The following is a 23,664-nucleotide window of genomic DNA, read 5'->3' on the forward strand; positions in this document are numbered from 1 at the left end:
CGTTATTATTATTATTAATAAAATGAGAGTGGTTCCAGAATGGCGCGCGGCGCCATTCTGATAATACATTTAATTATTGCATCGTCCGGAAACGTACTTATAACGTTCGCCCTCTGGTACAAATTCCAGCCGGTGGGTAATACAGGCAGGCGCATCCTCTGCATGATGGGAAACGAACAGCAGTTGGGTCTCTCCCTGGCGAATTAATACATCTACAAAACGGCGTACCAGTTGGCGGTTCAGCGGGTCCAACCCTTGCAGCGGCTCATCCAGAATCAACACTGTCGGATGCTTAACCAGCGCGCGCACGATCAGCGCCAGCCGCTGCTGTCCCCAGGAGAGACTGTGGAAGGGGGCATCCGCCGTACGCTTATCGATTCCCAGAATATCCAGCCACTGTTGCGCCAGTTTTCGTTGCCTGTCTGAAACGGCCTGGTAAATGCCGATAGAATCGAAATAGCCGGAGAGAATGACATTGCGCACCGTGGTACTGACGCGGTAATCCAGATGTAAACTGCTGCTGACGTAGCCGATATGTTTTTTGATATCCCAGATTGTTTCGCCGCTTCCTCGCCGCCGCCCGAACAGCGTAAGATCGTTGCTGTAGCCTTGCGGATGATCGCCAGTAATAAGGCTAAGCAACGTAGACTTACCCGCTCCGTTAGGACCGACGATCTGCCAGTGTTCGCCCGGATTGACTCGCCAGCTTAGGTGGTGGAGGATAGGGCGATCGTTATACGAGACTACGCCATCGTTAAGTACGATCCGTGGTTCGCCATCGGGTAACGCATGGCGGGCGGAAGGTTCGTCCGGTTCGGGTAATTGTACGTCGGTCAGACGCTCGCTGTGCGCGAGTTGAGCAACCAACGCCCGTTGCAGCAACTCCGCCGTCGTTCCGGTCTCCGCCAGCGTACAGTCGGCAAGCACGCCGGCAAACTGCACGAAGTCCGGGATTTCATCAAAACGGTTGAGTACCAGTGCCAGGGTCATACCCGCCTGGTTCAACGCCGTCAGGCGTTGCGCCAGTTGTTGACGGGCGGTCACGTCAAGTCCGTCGAACGGTTCATCAAGGATTAATAACTCCGGCTCAGACATCAGCGCCTGACACAGCAGCGCTTTTCGCGTCTCGCCGGTAGAAAGGTATTTAAAACGTCTGTTGAGTAAAGCGGAAATGCCGAACTGCTGCGCCAGCATCGCACAGCGGGCAGGATGGTGAACATCATCCTGAATAATTTCCGCGGTAGTGCGCCCGGTATCGTCTTCGCCAGGACTGAGCATATCGGTGTTATTACGTTGCCATTCATCGCTGACCAGCTTTTGCAATTGTTCAAAGGACAGACGAGTAATGCGGGTAAACCGACACTGGCGCTCGCCTGTTAATAATGGCAGTTCACCCGCCAGCGCGCGGGCGAGCGCCGACTTTCCGCTCCCGTTAGCCCCAACGAATGCCCAGCTATCGCCCGCATTGAGCGTCAGCGAATCCAGATGAAGTGTTTTTGTATCGCTCAGACGAAACGTGCCTTGCGAAATTTGCAACGATGACATTTTGCATCCCATTTTTTGCAGCGATGAATGACAGGGATACGTCTTTCGGCAACGGATGTCAATGTGCTTAGCACAACGTTGCAATAATCACTCTGTCCGCATTAAACCAGGCAATCACGTCATCGCCTTCCTTTAACGTGGCGGCATCTGAAGTCGGTATCGTGGCGCACAGCGTCTGGCCGTCCGGCAGCGCCATCAACACTTCACACTGTTCCGCGCCGCGCTCGATATGGCTGATCGTTCCCGACAACTGATTGTCAGCGGCGCGTGCAACGGCTGCATCCCGGGTAATGCCAACCCATGGCGCTTTTAGCAGGATCAGCACTTCTTTACCTTCCTCCAGGCCGAGACGCTCGCCGCTTTGCGCCGTCAGCGCGACTTTGAGCCGCGTTTTGCCGTCGGCCAGCAGCACATCGACATGCTGTTGCACCTGATCGCGATCGCGGGCGGTAATGGTGCCGAACCACTGATTTCGGGCGCTGGTTTGCAGTGAAAAGCGGGAGATAGCGGCCAGCAGACTGTCAAGCGGCAGGGCGTCATCGTCGCTTAACACATCGAACGCTTTTTGCTGAATTTGGCCCAGCAAATCGTAAAGCTGGATCAGACGCTGGCCATAGCGGGTTAATACCGCGCCGCCGCCGCCTTTGCCGCCCGTTGCGCGTTCAACCAGCATATGTTCGCTAAGCTGGTTCATGTCGTTTATCGCATCCCAGGCGCTCTTATAGCTGATTCCCGCGTCTTTCGCGCCCTGACTAATCGAGCCGGAAAGCGCAATGTGTTTCAGCAGAGAGATACGTCGGGGATCGGCAAAAAGCTTTTGCTGAAGTTTCAGGGTAAGAAGGATTTCGGCCTGCATAACCAGCTCCTGGTAAAAAGACTATTGTGACTGAAAAGCGCGTCAGCGCAAAGCCGACCGCACAAAAGGGGAGTGCTTTTCTGTGTGATGCGGTTAAAATACAAAAAGGACTATATCTGGAGTTGCCCATGTTAGAGTTATTAAAAAGTCTGGTATTCGCCGTCATCATGGTACCGGTAGTGATGGCCATCATCCTCGGTCTGATTTACGGTCTGGGTGAGGTGTTCAACATTTTTTCCGGTATCGGTCAGAAAGACCAGTCCAGACAGAACCGCTGATTTCCCCAAACGCCCGCTCAGTCGGGCGTTTTTGTTACTCAAGATCCTGCTTTTCCTGCCGATATTTTCTGTGTTTAATCGTTAATGGGTATGAATAACCGCTGGGAAACCCCTGAGATTATCGTTATATTGTCGTTTACATAACGAAACGCACAAGGAGTTACAGATGGCGCATTCCTGGTTACGCCTGGTCGCAGGGGCGACATTATCTTTCGTCATCGCTGGTCATGCGCTGGCGGATGAAGGCAAGATCACCGTATTCGCCGCCGCGTCGCTAACGAACGCGATGCAAGACATTGCGGCAGAATATAAAAAAGAGAAAAATGTGGATGTGGTTTCCTCATTCGCCTCCTCTTCAACGCTGGCGCGCCAGATAGAAGCGGGCGCGCCGGCGGATCTGTTCATCTCTGCTGACCAGAAATGGATGGATTACGCAGCCGATAAAAAAGCGGTGGATACCACGACGCGCGAAACATTGCTTGGCAATAGCCTGGTGGTGGTGGCGCCGAAAGCCAGCGAGCAGAAGCAGTTTACCATCGACAACAAAACGGACTGGATTCGTCTGCTGAACGGCGGACGTCTGGCGGTGGGCGATCCGCAACACGTACCGGCGGGAATTTATGCCAAAGAAGCGCTGCAAAAGTTGGGCGCATGGCAAACGCTTGAACCGAAACTGGCGCCGGGCGAGGATGTGCGCGGCGCGTTGGCGCTGGTCGAACGTAACGAAGCGCCTTTGGGCATTGTATACGGTTCTGATGCGGTCGCCAGCAAGGGGGTCAACGTGGTGGCGACGTTCCCGGAAGATTCACATAAAAAAGTGGAATACCCCATCGCTATCGTGGAGGGGCATAAAAATGCGACCGTCAGCGCGTTCTATGATTACCTGAAAGGACCGCAGGCCTCGGCAATCTTTAAACGTTATGGATTTACGACGAAGTAATGATACTGACCGATCCAGAATGGCAGGCTGTCCTTCTTAGCCTGAAAGTGTCTTCCCTGGCCGTGCTGTTTAGCCTGCCGTTTGGGATCTTTTTTGCCTGGTTACTGGTGCGATGCCGGTTTCCGGGCAAAGCCTTACTTGATAGCGTCCTGCATCTGCCGCTGGTGCTGCCGCCGGTGGTGGTCGGCTATCTGCTGCTGGTGTCGATGGGGCGACGCGGGTTTATTGGCCAGTGGCTGTATGACTGGTTCGGTCTCACGTTTGCCTTTAGCTGGCGCGGCGCCGTGCTGGCGGCGGCGGTGATGTCCTTCCCGCTGATGGTGCGGGCCATTCGGCTGGCGCTGGAGGGGGTGGATATCAAGCTTGAACAGGCCGCCAGAACGCTGGGCGCCGGGCGCTGGCGCGTTTTTCTGACTATCACCTTACCGCTTACCCTGCCGGGTATTATTGTTGGTACGGTGCTGGCGTTTGCCCGTTCGCTTGGCGAATTTGGCGCGACCATTACCTTTGTTTCCAATATTCCGGGCGAAACCCGCACCATACCTTCCGCCATGTATACCTTGATCCAGACGCCGGGCGGGGAGAGCGCGGCGGCGAGGCTGTGCGTGATTTCGATTGTATTAGCGCTGATTTCGCTGTTGATTTCTGAATGGCTGGCGCGGATTAGCCGTGAACGGACGGGGCGCTAACCATGCTGGAGCTTAATTTTTCCCAGACGCTGGGAACGCACTGTTTAACCCTCAACGAAACGCTGCCAGCCAGTGGGATCACGGCTATCTTTGGCGTCTCCGGCGCGGGAAAAACCTCGCTGATTAATGCCATCAGCGGTTTGACTCGCCCGCAAAAAGGACGCATCGCGCTGAATGGCCGGGTGTTGCATGACGCGGAAAACGGTATCTGTTTAACGCCGGAAAAGCGCCGCATCGGTTATGTTTTCCAGGATGCGCGCCTGTTCCCCCATTACAAAGTACGCGGCAATTTGCGCTACGGCATGGCGAAAAGCATGACCGGTCAGTTTGATAAGCTGGTGTCGCTGCTGGGAATTGAAGCGTTGCTTGATCGCCTGCCGGGGAGCCTGTCCGGCGGAGAAAAACAGCGCGTAGCGATAGGCCGGGCATTGCTCACCGCCCCGGAGTTGCTGCTGTTGGACGAACCGTTGGCCTCGCTGGATATCCCGCGTAAACGCGAATTACTGCCGTACCTGCAACGGCTGGCGCGGGAAATCAATATTCCCATGCTGTATGTCAGCCATTCTCTCGATGAAATTCTCCACCTGGCGGATAAAGTCATGGTGCTGGAGGATGGACAGGTTAAAGCGTTTGGCCCGCTGGAGGAGGTCTGGGGAAGCAGCGTTATGCACCCGTGGCTGCCGAAAGAGCAACAGAGCAGTATTCTGAAAGTTAGCGTGCTGGAGCATCACCCACATTATGCCATGACCGCTTTGGCGCTTGGCGACCAGCACCTGTGGGTAAATAAACTCAATCAGCCGCTGCAATCCACACTGCGTATTCGTATACAGGCGTCGGATGTCTCGCTGGTACTACAGCCGCCGCAGCAGACCAGTATCCGCAACGTATTACGGGCAAAAGTGGCGAATTGTTATGACGATAACGGGCAGGTGGAAGTCCAGCTTGAAATAGGCGGCAGAACGCTGTGGGCGCGAATAAGCCCGTGGGCCAGGGATGAGCTGAGTATCAAGCCTGGCCTGTGGCTTTACGCGCAGGTGAAAAGCGTTTCTATCACCGCCTGACTATAGCAGGTGGGTGTAAATAAATTTGGCGATGCTATCGGTAGTGTTATCGCCGATCACAACGTCAGCGCGCGCTTTCACCGCCTCATCGGCGTTGCCCATCGCAACGCCGGTGCCTGCCGCCTCCAGCATACTGATGTCGTTGTAGTTATCGCCGAAAGCGATCACATTTTTCATTGACCCTCCCTGCGCTTCTATCCACTGGGTAAGGCGCTTGCCTTTACTGTTGCCTTTGCGCGCGATATCCACCTGATCGTGCCATGACCATTCGCACTCCAGGCCAAGCGCCTGTTCAACATGCTGACCGAACCGCTGTAGCCTGGGAATATCTTCATCGGTAAGCGCAAACTTCCACACGGCATTCACGTCGCGCGCCGCCTGCGCCAACGAAGAGACCTGTGTAAAGGTCGGACGTTGCTCCGGCGGCAAGGTCTGCGCCCACCGGGAGGTACGCACGACGTGACCAGTTGGGTGTTCGTAAAGCATAGCGTCATCAACATACATCAGGCCGTGAATCTGATGCTCATCCAGTAAATCAATCAACTGCAACGCCTTATCCACGGGCATAGGATCGGCATCCAGGACAGTTTTAGCTTGATAATCATACAAATAGGTGCCGTTGCAGCAAATAGCAGGTGTTTCCAGCGCCAGCGCCTGATAAAAAGGATGAATAGCAACGTGATGGCGACCAGTGACAATGATAAGTTGAAAGCCCGCCTCTTTGGCGCGCGATAGCGCGTCAAGCGAGGAGGGGAGTAAGGTTTTATGCGGGGTTAATAATGTTCCGTCTAAATCGAGGGCAATCACGCGTGCAGTCATAATTTTTTCCAGATTAAGAGTAATAATTCCGTCTGTCGGCATGGTACACCGGGACGGTAAGCAGACAAAATTCTGCGTCTGAATTCAGCATTCGCCGTCAAAAGCGACTACGTTAAGCTGTGTCCTGTTATTGCAGCTACATGCCATATGCAAAGGAGTATTCATGAAACAAACAGTCTATACCGCCAGCCCTGAGAGTCAGCAAATTCACGTCTGGAGCCTGAACCACGAAGGGACGCTGACGCTGGTGCAGGTCGTGGATGTGCCCGGTCAGGTTCAGCCGATGGTGGTCAGTCCGGATAAACGCTACCTCTATGTCGGCGTACGCCCGGAGTTTCGTGTCCTGGCGTATCGTATTGCGCCGGATGATGGCGCGCTGACGTTTGCCGCCGAATCCGCCCTGCCGGGTAGCCCGACCCATATTTCTACCGATCATCATGGTCGTTTTATCTTTGTCGGCTCGTATAACGCCGGTAATGTCAGCGTGACGCGCTTACAGGATGGCCTGCCGGTTGAGCTGGTGGATGTGGTGGAAGGGCTGGACGGCTGTCACTCGGCGAATATTACGCCTGATAACCGTACCTTGTGGGTGCCTGCGCTAAAACAGGATCGCATTTGTCTGTTTACGCTAAGTGATGACGGCCATCTGGTGGCCCAGGAGCCGGCGGAAGTAAATACAGTCGAAGGGGCAGGCCCGCGTCATATGGTCTTCCACCCGAATCGACAATATGCGTATTGCGTCAATGAACTGAACAGTTCGGTGGATGTCTGGCAGCTTAAAAATCCGCATGGCGAGATAGAGTGCGTACAAACCCTGGATATGATGCCCGCCGATTTTTCCGATACCCGCTGGGCGGCGGATATTCATATTACGCCGGATGGACGGCATCTGTATGCCTGTGACCGCACCGCCAGTCTGATTACCGTCTTTAGTGTCTCCGAAGATGGCAGCGTACTGAGCGTTGAAGGCTTCCAGCCGACGGAAGCCCAACCGCGCGGCTTTAATATCGACAATAGCGGAAAATACCTGATTGCAGCGGGTCAAAAATCACATCATATCGCGGTCTATGAAATTACGGGCACTCAGGGGTTGCTGACGGAAAAAGGCCGTTATGCCGTCGGCCAGGGGCCAATGTGGGTTGTGGTGAACGCGTACTAAAGCGCTGTGTGCCGGAGGGCGGCGGGCTGCCTGATTAATTTCAATAAACATCGCTTGCAGTAAAACCACGGGCCGCCACATCTGCTGCGGCGGCCCGTTTATAAGCCTGAACCGGAACGGCGATTACTGCTTAGGTTCCGCCACTACTTTACTGCCTACACCGCGGTTGTTGTATTCCCACATGCGGTTGTAGTTAGTGTCGTTCAGATTACGCTGCACCTCGTCTTTGTCATCCACGGTTCCCGTATTTCCGGCAAACGGACGTTTCGAGATGACCGCGTCGGCCCACGGTTTGGCAACGTTGAAGCCCTCGTTAATCACGCTGTCGCGGATCACGACCTGACCGTTGGTGTTGGCGTCGACATCCAGCGAGCGGCCAAGCTGCGCAATGCCATCGCCGGAGGCGTTAAAGCGGCTGTTGATCGCCAAAAAGCCATAGTAAATATTGGACAGCGTCGCCGGGGCGAAAACGTAGGCTTCCTGCTGTGTGCGGGAGTTGACGACCTGGAAGTTGGTGTTATCGAACACCACGGCGCCGCGTCCGGACACCATATCCACATCGCCTTCAATATAGCTGTTCGTCACCAGCGTACGCGGCTGACGATCGGTTTGCAGACGGTTCTGCACGCCGCTGTTGGTCACAAAGAAGGTGTTCTGGCGGCCAAGGATATTGACCTTGTTAATCTGGACTTTGTCGCCATCGGTACGCAGCGCCACCGCCGGATGGTTTCCGGCATCGACGCTGTCGCCCAGCGTGTTCTCGATGGTCAGATTTTGTAGCTGCAGACCGTTATTCTGCGACCAGAACGCGGCAGAACACATTACACCGATCGTCGCGGCGTGTTTGCTTTGGCAGTTGTCGAACATATACCAGGCGGGTTTACCAGGCATATATTTCCCGCCGGGATTCACCGCGCGGCGCCAGTCAGCGACACTCATTTCACCATCAATCGCCATCCCAATTTTCACATCGATCGGTTTTTCACCGGTCCCGTACAGGGTCAGACTTCCCGGCGCGGCGGGAACATACACGGTCCCCTGATAGTCGCCCGGCATAATAGCAATGTACTGGCGTTTGTTCGTGCGTTTAACCATTGCCGCATCGACCGCGGCCTGAATCGAGGTGTGCGTAACGCCTGGCGTACCTGCCGGCCCTACCACAAAGTCAGGCTGTGCGGGCAGGGTAATCGGCGACGGCGACCACGGGGCGGTATTCGGCGTCAGGGAGGCAAAATAGCGCGCCGCAACGAAGTTTTTCGCTTCATTTGCCGACAGAATGGGGCGCGAGGCGGTGCCAGGCGCGGTTTGATCGGAAGGGATCTGATCGGGTGGCGTAGAGCTACAGGCGCTCAGCGTCACGCCAAAAGCCAGTGCCAGCGCCAGACGGGAAACCGATAATGTATTCACAGGTTGCTCCGGGCTTGAAAAAGTTAAATGACATCCATTGAAGCCTGCTTTTTTATACTAAGTTGAACGAAACGGGAAGGCGAAAAGGTAAAAAGTTCCTTTTCAGGCTGGAAACACCTGTCGCATCAGATAGTTTTATCACAATTAAGCAACAACTTTCGCGCTTTGAGTTGACAATCCGGAGCAGAAAGAAAATAAATGTCTATACAACTCATGACAGGCAAGAGAGCGACAGGAATGCGGCAACTTTTACCGGGCGATACTGTCTGGCGAAACATCAGGCTGGCGACAATGGACCCGCAGCGGCAAGCCCCGTACGGGCTGGTGGATAACCAGGCGCTGATTGTACGCGAAGGGCATATTTGCGATATCGTGCCAGAGACGCAGCTTCCTGTCAGTGGGGACAATATCCATGATATGCAGGGACGACTGGTAACCCCGGGACTTATCGATTGCCACACGCATCTGGTGTTTGCCGGTAACCGCGCCGCAGAGTGGGAGCAGCGGCTTAACGGCGCGTCATACCAGCATATTAGCGCTCAGGGCGGCGGCATTAACGCGACGGTATCAGCAACCCGCGCCTGTGCGGAGGAGACGCTCTACCTGCTGGCGCGCGAACGCATGATGCGCCTTGCCAGCGAAGGCGTTACGCTGCTGGAGATTAAATCCGGCTATGGTCTTGAGCTTGCGACAGAAGAAAAGCTGTTGCGCGTTGCTGCAAAACTTGCCGCCGAAAACGCTATCGACATTAGCCCCACGCTATTGGCCGCTCATGCTACGCCAGCGGAGTATCGTGACGACCCGGACGGCTACATCACTCTGGTCTGCGAGACGATGATTCCGCAGCTCTGGCAAAAAGGGTTATTTGATGCGGTAGACCTCTTTTGCGAGAGCGTCGGCTTTAATGTGGCGCAGAGTGAGCGCGTGTTGCAGACGGCGAAGGCGTTAGGTATTCCCGTTAAAGGCCATGTTGAGCAGCTTTCGCTGTTGGGCGGCGCGCAGCTGGTGAGTCGTTATCAGGGTTTATCGGCGGATCATATCGAATATCTTGATGAAGCGGGCGTCGCGGCGATGCGTGACGGCGGTACTGTTGGCGTGTTGTTGCCCGGCGCGTTTTATTTTCTGCGCGAGACGCAGCGCCCGCCGGTGGAACTGCTGCGCCGCTATCAGGTGCCTGTCGCCGTCGCCAGCGATTTCAATCCTGGCACCAGCCCGTTTTGCAGTTTGCATCTGGCGATGAATATGGCCTGCGTACAGTTTGGTCTGACGCCGGAAGAGGCATGGGCGGGCGTTACGCGCCATGCCGCTCGCGCGCTGGGAAGACAGGCGACGCATGGGCAGATCAGGGCCGGCTACCGGGCGGATTTTGTGGTGTGGGATGCTGAACAGCCGGTAGAGATTGTGTATGAGCCGGGGCGTAACCCTTTATATCAGCGGGTATACAGAGGACAAATCTCATGACGCAATGGTATCCGGCTTCTCCGGCGCTCTGGCAGGGGCGCGATGACAGTATAGAAGCGCCGGATGCGCGGCGTCTGTTTCAGACCGTCACGCGCAGCGAGACCTTTTCCCCCGAAAACTGGCAGCAAAAGATCGCGTTAATGGGATTTGCCTGCGACGAGGGGGTAAAACGCAATTCAGGCCGTCCCGGCGCGGCAGGCGCCCCGGACGCGTTGCGTAAAGCGCTGGCGAATATGGCCAGCCACCAGGGACATGAACGGCTGGTGGATTTAGGCAATTGGGTTGCGCCGACTCCCGATCTGGAAGGCGCGCAGCAGGCCTTGCGCGATGCGGTAAGCCGCTGTCTGCGGGCCGGGATGCGCACGCTGGTACTGGGCGGCGGGCATGAAACCGCGTTTGGACACGGCGCGGGGGTGCTGGACGCGTTTGCGCAGGAAAGCGTAGGGATCATTAATCTTGATGCGCATCTGGATCTCCGTCAGACCGACCGGGCAACATCCGGGACGCCGTTTCGTCAACTGGCGCAGCTATGCGACGCGCAGAGCCGCGCGTTTCATTATGCCTGTTTCGGCGTGAGCCGTGCGGCAAATACGCAGGCGTTGTGGCGGGAAGCGCAGTGGCGGAATGTTACCGTGGTGGAGGATCTTGACTGCCATGACGCGCTGGCGCAGATGACGCAGTTTATCGACAAGGTGGATAAAATTTATCTGACTATCGATCTCGACGTATTGCCTGTCTGGGAAATGCCGGCCGTCTCCGCTCCCGCAGCGCTGGGCGTGCCGCTGATACAGGTTCTGCGTTTAATTGAGCCGGTTTGCCGTAGCGGAAAATTACAGGCGGCGGATCTGGTTGAATTTAATCCACGCTTTGATGACGTTGGCGCAGCGGCGCGCGTGGCGGCGCGGCTTGGCTGGCAAATCGCGCACTGGTGGCGTTAATCTGTCATCCGGAAAACACTCTCCGCATAAGGAAGGCTTCACGCATGTATTCATCCCGCTCCCGTTCTGCGCCTGCGCCTTTTTACGAAACGGTGAAACAGGACATCTGTAAAAAAATAGCCGGCGGCGTCTGGCAGCCGCACGATCGCATTCCGTCGGAAGCAGAACTGGTCGCCCAGTATGGCTTTAGCCGAATGACCATCAACCGGGCGCTGCGTGAGCTGACGGATGAAGGGTGGCTGGTGCGTTTACAGGGCGTGGGGACGTTTGTCGCCGAACCGAAAGGCCAGTCCGCGCTGTTTGAAGTCCGCAGTATCGCCGAGGAGATTGCCGCCCGCCGCCATCAGCATCGTTGTGAGGTGCTCACGCTGGAGCGCGTGCGGGCAAACGCCATCCAGGCCAGCGCTCTCAACGTCAATGAGAGCGATGTCATTTTCCATTCCATCATGGTGCATTATGAAAACGATCTGCCGGTACAAATTGAAGATCGCTGCGTGAATGCGGATATTGCCGTGGATTACCTGACGCAGGATTACCGTCAGACCACGCCGCACGCTTATTTGTCGCGGATCGCGCCGCTAACGGAAGGGGAACATATTGTGGAGGCGGTGCGCGCCACGGCGCAAGAGTGCGCGTGGTTAACTATCAAAGAGCATGAGCCTTGTCTGCTCATTCGTCGTACAACCTGGTCCGCGTCGCGGATTGTTTCTCACGCCCGCTTACTTTTCCCCGGGTCGCGCTACCGGCTACAGGGACGATTTATCTCCTGAGCGGCTGCTGCCGGAAAACGTGATTGCTGACACAATATAACAAAATTGTATCATTTTTGTTAATTCTATTCTTGTGCTTACTTGTATAGACAAGTATATGTCTGATTCTTATCTGTGGGTCTGCGGCGGTGCCTGATAGTGGCGTTTTAGCGTTATTTGGCGATGGCAGACCGATAATAATGAGGAGTCATTGCTATGCCTGAAAGCAAGTATCGTCAGCAGACTATCCGCGCGCCCCGAGGCACGGTATTAACGGCGAAAAGCTGGCTGACAGAAGCCCCGCTGCGGATGTTAATGAATAATCTCGATCCTGACGTGGCGGAAAATCCGCATGAGCTGGTGGTCTACGGCGGGATTGGTCGCGCCGCGCGCAACTGGGAATGCTATGACGCTATTGTTGATGCGCTCACCCGGCTGGAGGCGGACGAAACGTTGCTTATTCAGTCTGGCAAACCGGTCGGCGTATTTAAAACGCACGACAACGCGCCGCGGGTATTAATCGCCAACTCCAACCTGGTTCCCCACTGGGCGACATGGGAACACTTTAACGAACTGGATGCGAAAGGGCTGGCGATGTACGGTCAAATGACGGCCGGAAGCTGGATTTATATCGGCAGCCAGGGAATCGTGCAGGGAACATACGAAACCTTTGTCGAGGCGGGGCGTCAGCACTATAACGGCACGCTGGCGGGACGCTGGGTGCTGACTGCCGGGCTGGGCGGCATGGGCGGCGCGCAACCGCTAGCCGCGACGCTGGCCGGAGCGTGTTCGCTGACGATTGAATGCCAGCAAAGCCGTATCGATTTTCGTCTGCGTACTCGCTACGTGGATGAGCAGGCCGCCACGCTGGATGACGCGCTGGCCCGCATTACGCGCTACACCCGCGAGGGGAAAGCCGTGTCCGTCGCCCTGTGCGCGAACGCGGCGGATATCCTGCCGGAACTGGTTAATCGCGGCGTGCGCCCGGACCTGGTGACCGATCAGACCAGCGCCCACGATCCGCTACATGGCTATTTACCCTCCGGCTGGCGCTGGGAGGAGTATCAGAAAAACGCGCAATCCGATCCCCACGGGACGATGCAGGCAGCGAAACGTTCCATGGCGGCACATGTTCGGGCGATGCTGGCGTTCAGTCAAATGGGCGTGCCGACCTTTGACTATGGCAACAATATTCGCCAGATGGCGAAAGAGATGGGGGTGGAAAACGCCTTTGATTTTCCGGGATTTGTGCCAGCCTATATTCGTCCGCTGTTCTGTCGTGGCATCGGGCCGTTTCGCTGGGTGGCGCTGTCCGGCGATCCGCAGGATATCTATAAAACCGATGCCAAAGTCAAAGAGATAGTGGCTGAGGATAAACATCTGCATCACTGGCTGGATATGGCGCGCGAGCGCATTCATTTTCAGGGGCTACCGGCGCGTATCTGCTGGGTAGGCCTGGAGTGGCGGCAAAAACTGGGGCTGGCGTTCAACGAAATGGTGCGTTGCGGCGAGGTATCCGCGCCCATTGTGATTGGCCGCGATCACCTGGATTCCGGTTCTGTCGCCAGCCCTAACCGTGAAACCGAAGCGATGCGCGACGGCTCCGACGCGGTTTCCGACTGGCCGCTGTTAAATGCGTTGCTGAATACCGCCAGCGGGGCGACATGGGTATCGCTCCATCATGGCGGCGGGGTGGGAATGGGGTTTTCGCAACACGCCGGTATGGTGATTGTCTGTGATGGCACTGACGAGGCCGCCGCGCGTATTCGCCGCGTGTTACACAACGATCCGGCGACGGGCGTCATGCGCCATGCCGATGCCGGATATGACCTCGCGGTGGAATGCGCTGTTGAGCAAGGTCTGAATTTACCGATGGTTGCGGCGACGCAGGGGAAAGGCTGATATGAACACCATGACACTCACTCCGGGGCAGTTAAGCCTCTCTCAACTGTACGATGTCTGGCGTCATCCGGTACAGCTTCGGCTGGACGCCAGCGCCATTGACGGCATTAACGCCAGCGTCGCGTGCGTCAATGATATCGTTGCCGAAGGGCGTACCGCCTACGGCATCAACACCGGTTTCGGCCTGCTGGCGCAGACGCGCATCGCTGATGAAGACTTGCAAAATCTACAGCGATCGTTGGTGCTGTCTCACGCCGCGGGCGTAGGCGACCCACTGGATGACGCGATGGTGCGTCTGATCATGGTATTGAAAATCAATAGTCTGGCGCGCGGGTTTTCCGGGATTCGGTTGAGCGTGATAGAAGCGCTCATCGCTCTGGTGAATGCCGGCGTGTATCCGCTGATTCCGGCAAAAGGCTCGGTTGGCGCGTCGGGCGACTTAGCGCCGCTGGCGCATCTGTCGCTGACGCTGCTTGGCGAAGGAAAAGCGCGCTGGCAGGGCGAATGGCTTCCGGCGCAGACGGCGCTAAAAAAGGCCGGACTGGAGCCTGTCGCGTTGGCGGCCAAAGAGGGGCTGGCGCTGCTTAATGGCACCCAGGCATCAACGGCCTTCGCGCTGCGCGGTTTGTTTGAGGCACAGGAGTTATTTGCCTCCGCCGTTGTCTGCGGCGCGCTGACTACCGAAGCCGTACTGGGATCGCGCCGTCCTTTTGATGCGCGCATTCATGCCGCGCGCGGACAACAGGGGCAAATTGACGTCGCGCGGTTGTTCCGGCACCTGCTGACCGATACCAGCGCCATTGCTGAATCACATCACCACTGTCATAAAGTTCAGGACCCGTATTCCCTTCGCTGCCAGCCGCAGGTAATGGGCGCTTGTCTGACCCAGTTACGTCAGACGAAAGAGGTACTGCTGGCTGAGGCCAACGCGGTGTCCGATAATCCGCTGGTCTTTGCCGATGCGGGGGAGGTGATCTCCGGCGGTAACTTCCATGCTGAACCGGTTGCCATGGCGGCGGATAATCTGGCGCTGGCGATAGCGGAAATCGGCGCGCTATCGGAGCGGCGCATCGCGCTGATGATGGATAAACATATGTCGCAGTTACCGCCGTTCCTGGTGAAAAATGGCGGCGTTAATTCCGGTTTTATGATTGCCCAGGTCACCGCCGCGGCGCTCGCCAGCGAGAATAAAGCGCTGGCGCACCCGCACAGCGTGGATAGCCTGCCGACCTCGGCGAATCAGGAAGATCATGTCTCAATGGCCCCGGCGGCAGGACGGCGACTCTGGGAAATGGCGGCGAATACCCGCGGCATCATTGCCGTGGAGTGGCTGGCTGCCTGTCAGGGGATAGATTTACGGGAAGGGTTAACCTCCAGCCCGTTACTGGAACAGGCGCGGCAGACACTGCGCGAGCGGGTGGCGCACTATACGCAGGATCGTTTTTTCGCACCCGATATTGAGTGTGCGACGGCGCTGCTGGCGCAAGGCGCGTTACAGCGTCTGGTGCCGGACTTTATGTGAATGCTGCCGGATGGCGCGGCGCTTATTCGGCTTACCCAACCCGTTGGCAGGGTAAGACGTTTACGCCACCATCCGGCACAGCGTTTAACTGAACATCACCGTTATCGAGGCGCTGGCGAGCGAATGGAAATGCACGTTAAAGCCGACCATCGCGCCGCTGGCGTCTTCATCAACGTCAAGACGCTCGACGTCCAGCGCGTGAACCGTAAAGATATAGCGGTGCGTTTCCCCTTTAGGCGGCGCCGCGCCGCCGTAGCCCGCTTTACCGAAATCGGTACGCGTCTGAATGACGCCGTCTGGTACGGCCACCAGGCCTGAGCCGAACCCCTGGGTCAGTACGCGCGTATCCGCCGGGAGGTTCACCACCACCCAGTGCCACCAGCCGGAGCCGGTCGGCGCGTCGGGATCGTAACAGGTCACGACAAAACTTTTGGTGCCCATCGGCACGTCGTCCCAGGCCAGATGCGGCGAAATATTATCGCCATCATAGCCCATACCGTTAAAAACGTGGCGATGAGGAAGTTTATCTCCATCGCGCAAATCGTTGCTGATAAGTTTCATGCGCTCTCCTTTTGACTCACCAGAAGTGTAGCCAGAAGCAGCATCGCTTACCGCTGATTAATGGCTAAAAAATGTTTCATTGTGTACTGCGTCATTGACCGCCTGGGTCAAACGGCGCAGTTGATCCGGACGAATAATGTAGGGCGGCATCAGGTAGATTAGCTTGCCGAACGGCCTGATCCAGACGCCTTGCCCGACGAAGAAGCGTTGAAGCGCCGCCATATTGACCGGATGCGTGGTTTCAACCACCCCAATCGCGCCCAACACCCGCACATCCGCCACCCAGGGCGAACGTTGTGCGGGGGCTAACTCAGCGCGTAACTGAGACTCGATAGACGCCACCTGCTGACGCCATTCGCCGCTTTCCAGCAGCGTCAGGCTGGCGCAGGCGACGGCGCAGGCCAGCGGATTCCCCATAAACGTCGGGCCATGCATAAAACACCCCGCCTCGCCGTTGCTAATAGTCTCTGCAACCTGGCGTGTCGTGAGCGTTGCCGAGAGGGTCATGGTGCCGCCGGTTAAGGCTTTGCCGAGACACAGAATATCCGGCGCGATCCCGGCGTGCTCGCAGGCGAACAGTTTGCCGGTACGGCCAAACCCGGTGGCTATTTCATCGGCAATCAGCAGAATGCCTTCGCGATCGCACATGTTACGAATACGCCTGAGCCATTGTGGATGATATATGCGCATCCCGCCCGCGCCCTGAACGATAGGTTCCAGAATCACGGCGGCTATTTCATGGCGATGCGCGGCCATCAGGCGGGCAAATGGCGCGATGTCGCTTTCATTCCATTCGCCATCCATCCGGCTTTGCGGCGCCGGCGCGAACAGATTTTCCGGCAGATAGCCTTTCCACAAGCTGTGCATGGAGTTATCCGGATCGCACACCGACATCGCGCCGAACGTGTCGCCATGATAACCGTGGCGAAACGTCAGAAAACGCTGACGCGATTCGCCGCGCGCCTGCCAGTATTGCAGCGCCATCTTCATGGCCACTTCTACCGACACCGAACCAGAGTCGGCCAGAAAGACACACTCCAGCGGCTCAGGCGTTATCGCGACCAGCTTACGGCACAGATTCACCGCAGGTTGATGGGTTATGCCGCCGAACATGACATGCGACATGGCGTCAATTTGCGCTTTCATCGCCGCGTTCAATTGCGGGTGGTTATAACCATGAATGGCCGCCCACCAGGAGGACATCCCCTCAATCAGGCGTTCGCCCGAGGCGAGAACCAGCTCGCAGCCTTCGGCCCGCTCAACGGGATATACCGGCAGCGGCGAGGTCATGGAAGTGTAAGGATGCCAAATATGGCGTTTATCGAAGGCCAGATCGTCCGTTGTCATAATCGACTTGTAAACCAAATTAAAAAGATTTAGGTTTACGAGTCTACACCATATCAAAAACAAACAACATATTTTGGAGAAGCCCGATGGCTCGCCACCCACGCTGGACACTGTCGCAAGTAACCGAATTATTTGAAAAACCACTGCTGGAATTGCTGTTTGAAGCGCAGCAAATTCATCGCCAGCATTTCGATCCGCAGCAGGTACAGGTTAGTACGCTGCTGTCGATCAAAACCGGCGCCTGCCCGGAGGATTGTAAATACTGCCCGCAGAGCTCGCGCTATAAAACCGGGCTGGAAGCCGAGCGTTTAATGGAGGTAGAGCAGGTACTGGACTCCGCCCGTAAAGCGAAAAACGCCGGTTCGACCCGCTTCTGTATGGGAGCGGCCTGGAAGAATCCGCATGAACGCGATATGCCTTATCTGGAGCAGATTGTACAGGGCGTCAAAGCGATGGGGCTGGAAACCTGTATGACGCTCGGCATGTTGAACGAGAGCCAGGCGCAGCGTCTGGCTAACGCCGGGCTGGATTACTACAACCACAACCTCGATACCTCGCCGGAGTTTTACGGCAATATCATCACTACCCGTACCTATCAGGAGCGCCTCGACACGCTGGAAAAAGTCCGTGAAGCAGGGATTAAAGTGTGCTCCGGCGGCATTGTGGGTCTGGGCGAAACGGTTACCGATCGCGCCGGACTGTTGTTGCAGTTGGCGAACCTGCCGACGCCGCCGGAAAGCGTGCCAATCAACATGCTGGTGAAGGTGAAAGGCACACCGCTTGCGGATAACGATGACGTGGATGCGTTTGATTTTATTCGTACTATCGCCGTGGCGCGCATCATGATGCCGACCTCATACGTGCGTCTTTCCGCAGGGCGTGAACAGATGAACGAGCAGACCCAGGCGATGTGCTTTATGGCCGGGGCGAACTCGATTTTCTATGGCTGCAAATTGTTAACTACGCCAAATCCGGCAGAGGACAAGGATCTGCAGTTATTCCGTAAGCTGGGGCTGAATCCGCAGCAGACCAGGGTGCTGGCGGGCGATAACGAGCAGCAGCAACGTCTGGAGCAGACGCTGATGACGCCTGACACCGATGATTATTACAACGCGGCAGCCTTATGAGTTGGCAACAACGCGTCGACGATGCGCTGACGGCGCGTCGGGCGACGGATACGTTGCGCCGCCGCTATGTGGTATCGCAGGGTGCCGGACGCTGGCTGGTAGCGAACGGGCGACAGTATCTTAACTTCTCCAGCAATGATTACCTCGGCTTAAGTCAACACCCGCAGATTATTCGCGCCTGGCAACAGGCAGCGACGCGTTTTGGCGTCGGCAGCGGCGGGTCGGGTCATATCAGCGGTTATTCCGTGGCGCACCAGGCGTTAGAGGAGGAACTGGCGCAATGGTTAGGATATCCACGCGCGCTGCTGTTTATCTCTGGCTTTGCGGCGAATCAGGCGGTCATTACCGCCTTAATGAAAAAAAATGACCGGATTGTGGCCGACAGGTTGAGTCATGCTTCCCTGCTGGAGGCCGCCAATCTGAGTCCGGCGCAGCTTCGCCGCTTTATCCATAACGATACGCAGCATCTGTCGCGTTTACTGCAATCGCCCTGCGTGGGTCAGCAACTGGTGGTGACAGAAGGTGTATACAGCATGGACGGCGACTGCGCGCCGCTGGCGGAAATCCAGCACATTGCCCGCAGGCATCATGCCTGGCTGTTGGTTGATGATGCGCACGGCATCGGCGTGACTGGCGATGAGGGGCGGGGCACCTGCTGGCAACGGGGGGTGAAGCCTGAGTTACTGGTGGTGACTTTCGGTAAGGGGTTTGGCGTCAGCGGCGCAGCGGTGCTCTGCTCGGAAAGCGTCGCGGATTATCTGCTGCAATTCGCCCGTCATCTGGTTTACAGCACCAGTATGCCGCCCGCCCAGGCGCAGGCGTTAAGCGCCTCGCTGGCGGTGATCCGTAGCGATGAAGGTCGTGAACGGCGCGAAAAACTCGCCGCTCTGGTTCAGCGCTTTCGGGCCGGCGTTAACGCGTCCCGGTTTACGCTACTGAATGCCCATAGCGCCATCCAGCCGTTAATCGTGGGCGATAACAGCCGTACATTGCGCCTGGCGGAGGCGCTGCGTCAACAAGGATGCTGGACGACGGCGATTCGTCCGCCGACGGTGCCTGTCGGTACGGCGCGCCTACGCTTAACGTTAACGCAGGCGCATGAAGCGTGCGATATCGACCGTCTGCTGGAGGTGCTGCATGGCGCAGGTGAATAAGCAGGCTATTGCGGCGGCGTTTGGCCGGGCCGCATCGCAATATGAACAGCACGCCTCTTTGCAGCAACACAGCGCGGATGCGCTGCTGACGCTGTTGACAGGCCGCCAGTTTGCCAGTGTGTTGGACGCAGGCTGCGGCCCCGGACGTATGAGTCGTTACTGGCGAGAGCGGGGGAGCGAAGTGACCGCCCTGGATCTTTCGCTGCCGATGCTGCAACAGGCTCGCGATCGTCAGGCGGCGCATCACTATTTGCTGGCGGATATCGAAGCGATTCCCCATGACGCCGAAGTTTTTGACCTGGCCTGGAGCAACCTGGCGGTCCAGTGGTGCGGCGATTTACGTGATGCGTTGAGCGAGTTGTATCGGGTTGTACGGCCCGGCGGCGTGGTGGCGTTTACCACCTTGTGCCAGGGGTCGTTGCCGGAGCTGCGTCAGGCATGGCAGGCCGTCGATAATCGCGCTCACGCGAATAGCTTTTTACCGGAAGAGGCCATTGACCACGCGCTGCGCGGCTGGCGGGCGTCTCGTCATACTCAGGCGATGACATTGTGGTTTGAGGATGCCCTGAGCGCGATGCGCTCGCTTAAAGGCATTGGCGCCACCCATCTTCATGAAGGGCGGGAGTCGGATGTATTAACCCGCGCCCGGCTTAGACAGATTCAACTGGCATGGCCGCAGCGGCAGGGGAAATATCCGCTGACGTACCATCTTTTTATGGGAGTGATTGAACGTGACTAAACGCTATTTTGTGACCGGTACTGATACTGAAGTCGGTAAAACGGTTGCCAGTTGCGCCTTATTGCAGGCCGCAACGCAGTTAGGTTATCAAACCGTAGGCTATAAGCCCGTCGCTTCCGGCAGCGAAATGACAACCGACGGGCTACGCAATAGCGATGCCCTGGCCTTGCAGCGTAACAGCAGCCTGCCGCAACCTTATTCCGCTATCAATCCTTATACTTTTGCCGAGCCTACCTCTCCCCACATCGTTAGCGCCGACGAAGGCCGGGCGATAGACGCGGCGGTGTTATCACGCGGATTGCGAACGCTGGAGGCGCAGGCAGACTGGGTGTTGACAGAAGGGGCGGGCGGCTGGTTTACACCGCTCTCTGCCACGCTGACGTTTGCCGACTGGGTACAGACGGAACAGCTGCCGGTGATTCTGGTTGTTGGCGTCAAGCTGGGCTGTATTAATCACGCCATGCTGACGGCGCTGGCGGTAGAACAGGCCGGATTACCACTTGTCGGATGGATAGCCAACGACATACAGCCGCCGGGCGCGCGTCATGGTGAATATCTCGCGACGCTTCGCCGCGTCATACCGGCCCCGCTGTTAGGGGAAATCCCGTGGCTGGGCATTTCTCCATCGCAGGCGGCGACAGGACAGTATCTGGACCTCAGCCCCCTGGAACGCGCCTGACCGCGCTTAAAAACCGCCTTCTTGCAGGATCTGACGATCCTGCTGTTCTTTCGCCAGACCCTCCTGACGTCGCCAGGCTAAAAATGTGCAAAATGTGAGCGTGTACGCTTCAATTTTTCCCTTCTCGTTAGCCAATAATCTGCCAAAAATAGCGATAATTTTTTTTTATCGCCCGGCGAAAACGTCAGGGGCTGATTTTGCCAGGCGGCAGGGGATACGGGCTGGAAGCAGTTATCCACTATTCCTGTGGATAACCTTGTGTATTAGAGTTAGAAAACACAACGTAAGCGAGAGGCGACGCGGCCTGCGACTAAATTGGCGCGAAAGACGGCTTGAGAAAATATCCCTTTTCAGACAGCAAGTTATATAAAATCAATGGTTGTAAAGGAAGGGGGATACGTTGACATAAAACTTTCATCATCCGACTTGACAAATGTTAAAAAAGACTCTGGTCTGGGGATAACCAGCACACTGCTGGAATTTTACCCCGCGACTGTCTATGTTTTACCTCTAAATAGCGTGGGGTATCTGCCGATAGCCATTATACACTGGAGTGTTACTGTTTTTTCATCCAGTGTTTTTTATTGGCAATATTCACCGTCGAGAGTAAAATTACATCCCTGCCCGCTCACTCCTTCAGGTAGCCGCTCATGAGTAAACCGTTCAAACTGAATTCCGCTTTTAAACCTTCTGGCGATCAGCCGGACGCTATACGTCGTCTGGAAGAGGGGCTGGAGGACGGGCTGGCGCATCAGACGTTATTGGGCGTGACCGGCTCCGGGAAGACATTCACCATAGCCAACGTCATTGCGGACTTGCAGCGGCCAACGATGGTGCTTGCGCCCAATAAAACCCTGGCGGCGCAGCTCTACGGCGAAATGAAAGAGTTTTTCCCGGAAAACGCGGTGGAGTATTTCGTCTCCTACTATGACTACTATCAGCCGGAAGCGTATGTGCCAAGTTCGGATACGTTTATCGAAAAAGACGCTTCGGTAAACGAACATATTGAGCAGATGCGGTTGTCGGCAACGAAAGCGTTGCTTGAGCGACGCGATGTCGTGGTGGTGGCTTCCGTGTCCGCGATTTACGGTCTGGGCGATCCGGATCTCTACCTGAAAATGATGCTGCATCTGACGGTGGGAATGCTGATTGACCAGCGCGCGATTTTGCGTCGGCTGGCGGAATTGCAATACACCCGTAACGATCAAGCTTTTCAGCGTGGTACCTTTCGCGTGCGCGGCGAAGTGATCGACATCTTCCCAGCTGAATCTGACGACATCGCGCTACGCGTTGAGCTGTTTGATGAAGAAGTGGAACGCCTGTCGCTGTTCGACCCGTTAACCGGGCAGGTAGAGTCAACGGTGCCACGTTATACTATCTATCCCAAAACGCACTACGTGACGCCGCGCGAGCGTATTCTGCAGGCGATGGAAGAGATAAAAGATGAGCTGGCGGACAGGCGTAAGGTTTTGCTGGCAAATAATAAGCTGCTTGAAGAGCAGCGATTAAGCCAGCGCACGCAGTTCGATTTAGAGATGATGAACGAGCTGGGCTACTGCTCAGGCATTGAAAACTATTCCCGCTTTCTGTCGGGCCGCGGGCCGGGCGAACCGCCGCCAACCTTGTTCGATTATCTGCCCGCCGACGGACTGCTGGTGGTGGATGAGTCTCATGTCACCATCCCGCAGATAGGCGGCATGTACCGCGGCGACCGGGCGCGCAAAGAGACGCTGGTCGAGTATGGCTTCCGTCTGCCTTCGGCGCTGGATAACCGTCCGCTGAAGTTTGAGGAGTTTGAAGCCTTAGCGCCGCAAACTATCTATGTTTCCGCCACGCCCGGCAACTATGAGCTGGAAAAATCTGGTGATGAGGTGGTGGATCAGGTCGTGCGACCGACCGGGCTGCTGGACCCGATTATTGAAGTGCGTCCGGTGGCGACCCAGGTGGACGATCTGCTGTCCGAAATTCGTCAGCGTGCGGCCATTAATGAGCGTGTCCTTGTCACTACGCTCACCAAACGGATGGCGGAAGATTTGACCGAATATCTGGAAGAACACGGCGAGCGCGTGCGTTACCTGCACTCAGATATTGATACCGTGGAGCGCATGGAAATCATCCGCGATTTGCGTCTGGGCGAGTTTGACGTTCTGGTGGGGATTAACCTGCTGCGCGAAGGGCTGGATATGCCGGAAGTCTCGCTGGTGGCGATTCTGGACGCCGATAAAGAGGGCTTCCTGCGCTCCGAGCGCTCCCTGATTCAGACCATAGGACGCGCGGCGCGTAACGTTAACGGTAAAGCGATTCTGTATGGCGATAAAATCACGCCGTCGATGGCGAAGGCGATTGGCGAAACCGAGCGACGTCGCGAGAAGCAGCAGAAGTACAACGAAGAGCACGGTATCACTCCGCAGGGGCTGAACAAAAAAGTGGTCGACATCCTGGCGCTGGGGCAGAACATTGCGAAAACCAAAGCGAAGGGGAAAGGCAAGGGCCGTTCTACGGCAAAAGCCGGAATTGTCGAACTGGATATGACGCCGAAAGCGTTGCAGCAGAAAATTCATGAACTGGAAGGGCAAATGATGCAGCACGCGCAAAATCTGGAGTTTGAAGAAGCCGCGCAAATTCGCGACCAGTTGCACCAGTTACGCGAGTTGTTTATCGCGGCGTCCTGACAATGTGTCGATCGCCAGCGAGTCATCGTTACCATGGCTCGTTTTTGAGAATTTCAGTG

21 protein-coding genes are annotated in these 23,664 nt (G+C 56.5%); 15 read left to right on the forward strand and 6 right to left on the reverse strand.

The window, feature by feature from the left end:
* Nucleotides 1-69: 69 nt before the first annotated feature.
* Both modF and modE read right to left on the reverse strand, forming a co-directional pair.
* Nucleotides 70-1,545: a molybdate ABC transporter ATP-binding protein ModF gene (gene modF, locus EOS97_RS17530; RefSeq protein WP_000096931.1), complete on the reverse strand. Its 1,476-nt coding sequence runs from the start codon at nucleotides 1,543-1,545 to the stop codon at nucleotides 70-72.
* 67 nt (nucleotides 1,546-1,612) lie between these two features.
* Nucleotides 1,613-2,401, reverse strand: a complete 789-nt coding sequence (gene modE / locus EOS97_RS17535; protein ID WP_001147418.1) for a molybdenum-dependent transcriptional regulator — start codon at nucleotides 2,399-2,401, stop codon at nucleotides 1,613-1,615.
* A 128-nt stretch (nucleotides 2,402-2,529) separates the two neighbouring features.
* Here modE and EOS97_RS17540 point away from each other — a divergent pair, with 128 nt between their 5' ends.
* The 4 genes from EOS97_RS17540 (at nucleotide 2,530) to modC (ending at nucleotide 5,369) form a co-directional block, all read left to right on the forward strand.
* Nucleotides 2,530-2,679: an AcrZ family multidrug efflux pump-associated protein gene (locus tag EOS97_RS17540; protein ID WP_000891513.1), complete on the forward strand. Its 150-nt coding sequence runs from the start codon at nucleotides 2,530-2,532 to the stop codon at nucleotides 2,677-2,679.
* 166 nt (nucleotides 2,680-2,845) lie between these two features.
* Nucleotides 2,846-3,619, forward strand: a complete 774-nt coding sequence (modA, locus tag EOS97_RS17545) for a molybdate ABC transporter substrate-binding protein (protein ID WP_000951418.1) — start codon at nucleotides 2,846-2,848, stop codon at nucleotides 3,617-3,619.
* Complete coding sequence (gene modB / locus EOS97_RS17550) at nucleotides 3,619-4,308, forward strand: molybdate ABC transporter permease subunit (RefSeq protein ID WP_000604026.1); 690 nt, start codon at nucleotides 3,619-3,621, stop codon at nucleotides 4,306-4,308. Before modA ends, modB begins: the two co-directional genes overlap by 1 nt.
* A gap of 2 nt (nucleotides 4,309-4,310) precedes the next feature.
* Nucleotides 4,311-5,369, forward strand: a complete 1,059-nt coding sequence (gene modC, locus EOS97_RS17555) for a molybdenum ABC transporter ATP-binding protein ModC (RefSeq protein WP_000891711.1) — start codon at nucleotides 4,311-4,313, stop codon at nucleotides 5,367-5,369.
* On the opposite strand, the gene EOS97_RS17560 is transcribed toward modC, so the two are convergent.
* Entirely contained in the window at nucleotides 5,370-6,188 is an 819-nt protein-coding gene (locus EOS97_RS17560; protein WP_001748281.1) for a pyridoxal phosphatase, read from the reverse strand.
* 163 nt (nucleotides 6,189-6,351) lie between these two features.
* Here EOS97_RS17560 and pgl point away from each other — a divergent pair, with 163 nt between their 5' ends.
* On the forward strand, nucleotides 6,352-7,347 hold the full coding sequence (pgl, locus tag EOS97_RS17565) for a 6-phosphogluconolactonase (RefSeq protein WP_000815464.1): 996 nt from the start codon (nucleotides 6,352-6,354) through the stop codon (nucleotides 7,345-7,347).
* Nucleotides 7,348-7,470: 123 nt separating this feature from the next.
* On the opposite strand, the gene EOS97_RS17570 is transcribed toward pgl, so the two are convergent.
* On the reverse strand, nucleotides 7,471-8,754 hold the full coding sequence (locus EOS97_RS17570) for a putative acyl-CoA thioester hydrolase (protein WP_001094772.1): 1,284 nt from the start codon (nucleotides 8,752-8,754) through the stop codon (nucleotides 7,471-7,473).
* Between the two features lie 237 nt (nucleotides 8,755-8,991).
* On the opposite strand from EOS97_RS17570, the gene hutI reads away from it, so the two are divergent.
* From hutI to hutH, 5 genes are all read left to right on the forward strand, one after another.
* Complete coding sequence (gene hutI, locus EOS97_RS17575; RefSeq protein WP_001249483.1) at nucleotides 8,992-10,215, forward strand: imidazolonepropionase; 1,224 nt, start codon at nucleotides 8,992-8,994, stop codon at nucleotides 10,213-10,215.
* Entirely contained in the window at nucleotides 10,212-11,153 is a 942-nt protein-coding gene (gene hutG, locus EOS97_RS17580; protein ID WP_000195697.1) for a formimidoylglutamase, read from the forward strand. The genes hutI and hutG overlap by 4 nt, the downstream gene beginning before the upstream one ends.
* A 44-nt stretch (nucleotides 11,154-11,197) precedes the next feature.
* Entirely contained in the window at nucleotides 11,198-11,923 is a 726-nt protein-coding gene (locus tag EOS97_RS17585) for a histidine utilization repressor (RefSeq protein ID WP_000287413.1), read from the forward strand.
* Between the two features lie 195 nt (nucleotides 11,924-12,118).
* Nucleotides 12,119-13,804 carry a urocanate hydratase gene (gene hutU / locus EOS97_RS17590; protein WP_001115217.1) on the forward strand — a complete coding sequence of 562 codons (1,686 nt, stop codon included), beginning with the start codon at nucleotides 12,119-12,121 and terminating at the stop codon, nucleotides 13,802-13,804.
* A 1-nt stretch (nucleotide 13,805) separates the two neighbouring features.
* Entirely contained in the window at nucleotides 13,806-15,326 is a 1,521-nt protein-coding gene (gene hutH / locus EOS97_RS17595) for a histidine ammonia-lyase (protein WP_001095242.1), read from the forward strand.
* 84 nt (nucleotides 15,327-15,410) lie between these two features.
* On the opposite strand, the gene EOS97_RS17600 is transcribed toward hutH, so the two are convergent.
* Nucleotides 15,411-15,887, reverse strand: coding sequence for a kinase inhibitor (locus tag EOS97_RS17600; protein ID WP_000767404.1), 477 nt, complete (start codon nucleotides 15,885-15,887; stop codon nucleotides 15,411-15,413).
* 57 nt (nucleotides 15,888-15,944) lie between these two features.
* On the reverse strand, nucleotides 15,945-17,234 hold the full coding sequence (gene bioA / locus EOS97_RS17605) for an adenosylmethionine--8-amino-7-oxononanoate transaminase (protein WP_000205507.1): 1,290 nt from the start codon (nucleotides 17,232-17,234) through the stop codon (nucleotides 15,945-15,947).
* Between the two features lie 86 nt (nucleotides 17,235-17,320).
* Here bioA and bioB point away from each other — a divergent pair, with 86 nt between their 5' ends.
* The 5 genes from bioB (at nucleotide 17,321) to uvrB (ending at nucleotide 23,605) form a co-directional block, all read left to right on the forward strand.
* On the forward strand, nucleotides 17,321-18,361 hold the full coding sequence (bioB, locus tag EOS97_RS17610; RefSeq protein WP_000090727.1) for a biotin synthase BioB: 1,041 nt from the start codon (nucleotides 17,321-17,323) through the stop codon (nucleotides 18,359-18,361).
* Nucleotides 18,358-19,515, forward strand: coding sequence for an 8-amino-7-oxononanoate synthase (gene bioF, locus EOS97_RS17615; RefSeq protein WP_000118939.1), 1,158 nt, complete (start codon nucleotides 18,358-18,360; stop codon nucleotides 19,513-19,515). The genes bioB and bioF overlap by 4 nt, the downstream gene beginning before the upstream one ends.
* Nucleotides 19,499-20,254, forward strand: coding sequence for a malonyl-ACP O-methyltransferase BioC (gene bioC, locus EOS97_RS17620; RefSeq protein ID WP_000079911.1), 756 nt, complete (start codon nucleotides 19,499-19,501; stop codon nucleotides 20,252-20,254). Before bioF ends, bioC begins: the two co-directional genes overlap by 17 nt.
* A complete protein-coding gene (bioD, locus tag EOS97_RS17625; RefSeq protein WP_001616933.1) occupies nucleotides 20,247-20,933 on the forward strand; it encodes a dethiobiotin synthase in 687 nt (228 codons plus the stop codon). Before bioC ends, bioD begins: the two co-directional genes overlap by 8 nt.
* A gap of 650 nt (nucleotides 20,934-21,583) precedes the next feature.
* Complete coding sequence (gene uvrB, locus EOS97_RS17635; RefSeq protein WP_000042502.1) at nucleotides 21,584-23,605, forward strand: excinuclease ABC subunit UvrB; 2,022 nt, start codon at nucleotides 21,584-21,586, stop codon at nucleotides 23,603-23,605.
* The last annotated feature ends 59 nt before the right edge of the window (nucleotides 23,606-23,664 follow it).

It is taken from the genome of Salmonella sp. SSDFZ54, assembly GCF_004010735.1.
Lineage (GTDB): Bacteria > Pseudomonadota > Gammaproteobacteria > Enterobacterales > Enterobacteriaceae > Salmonella > Salmonella enterica.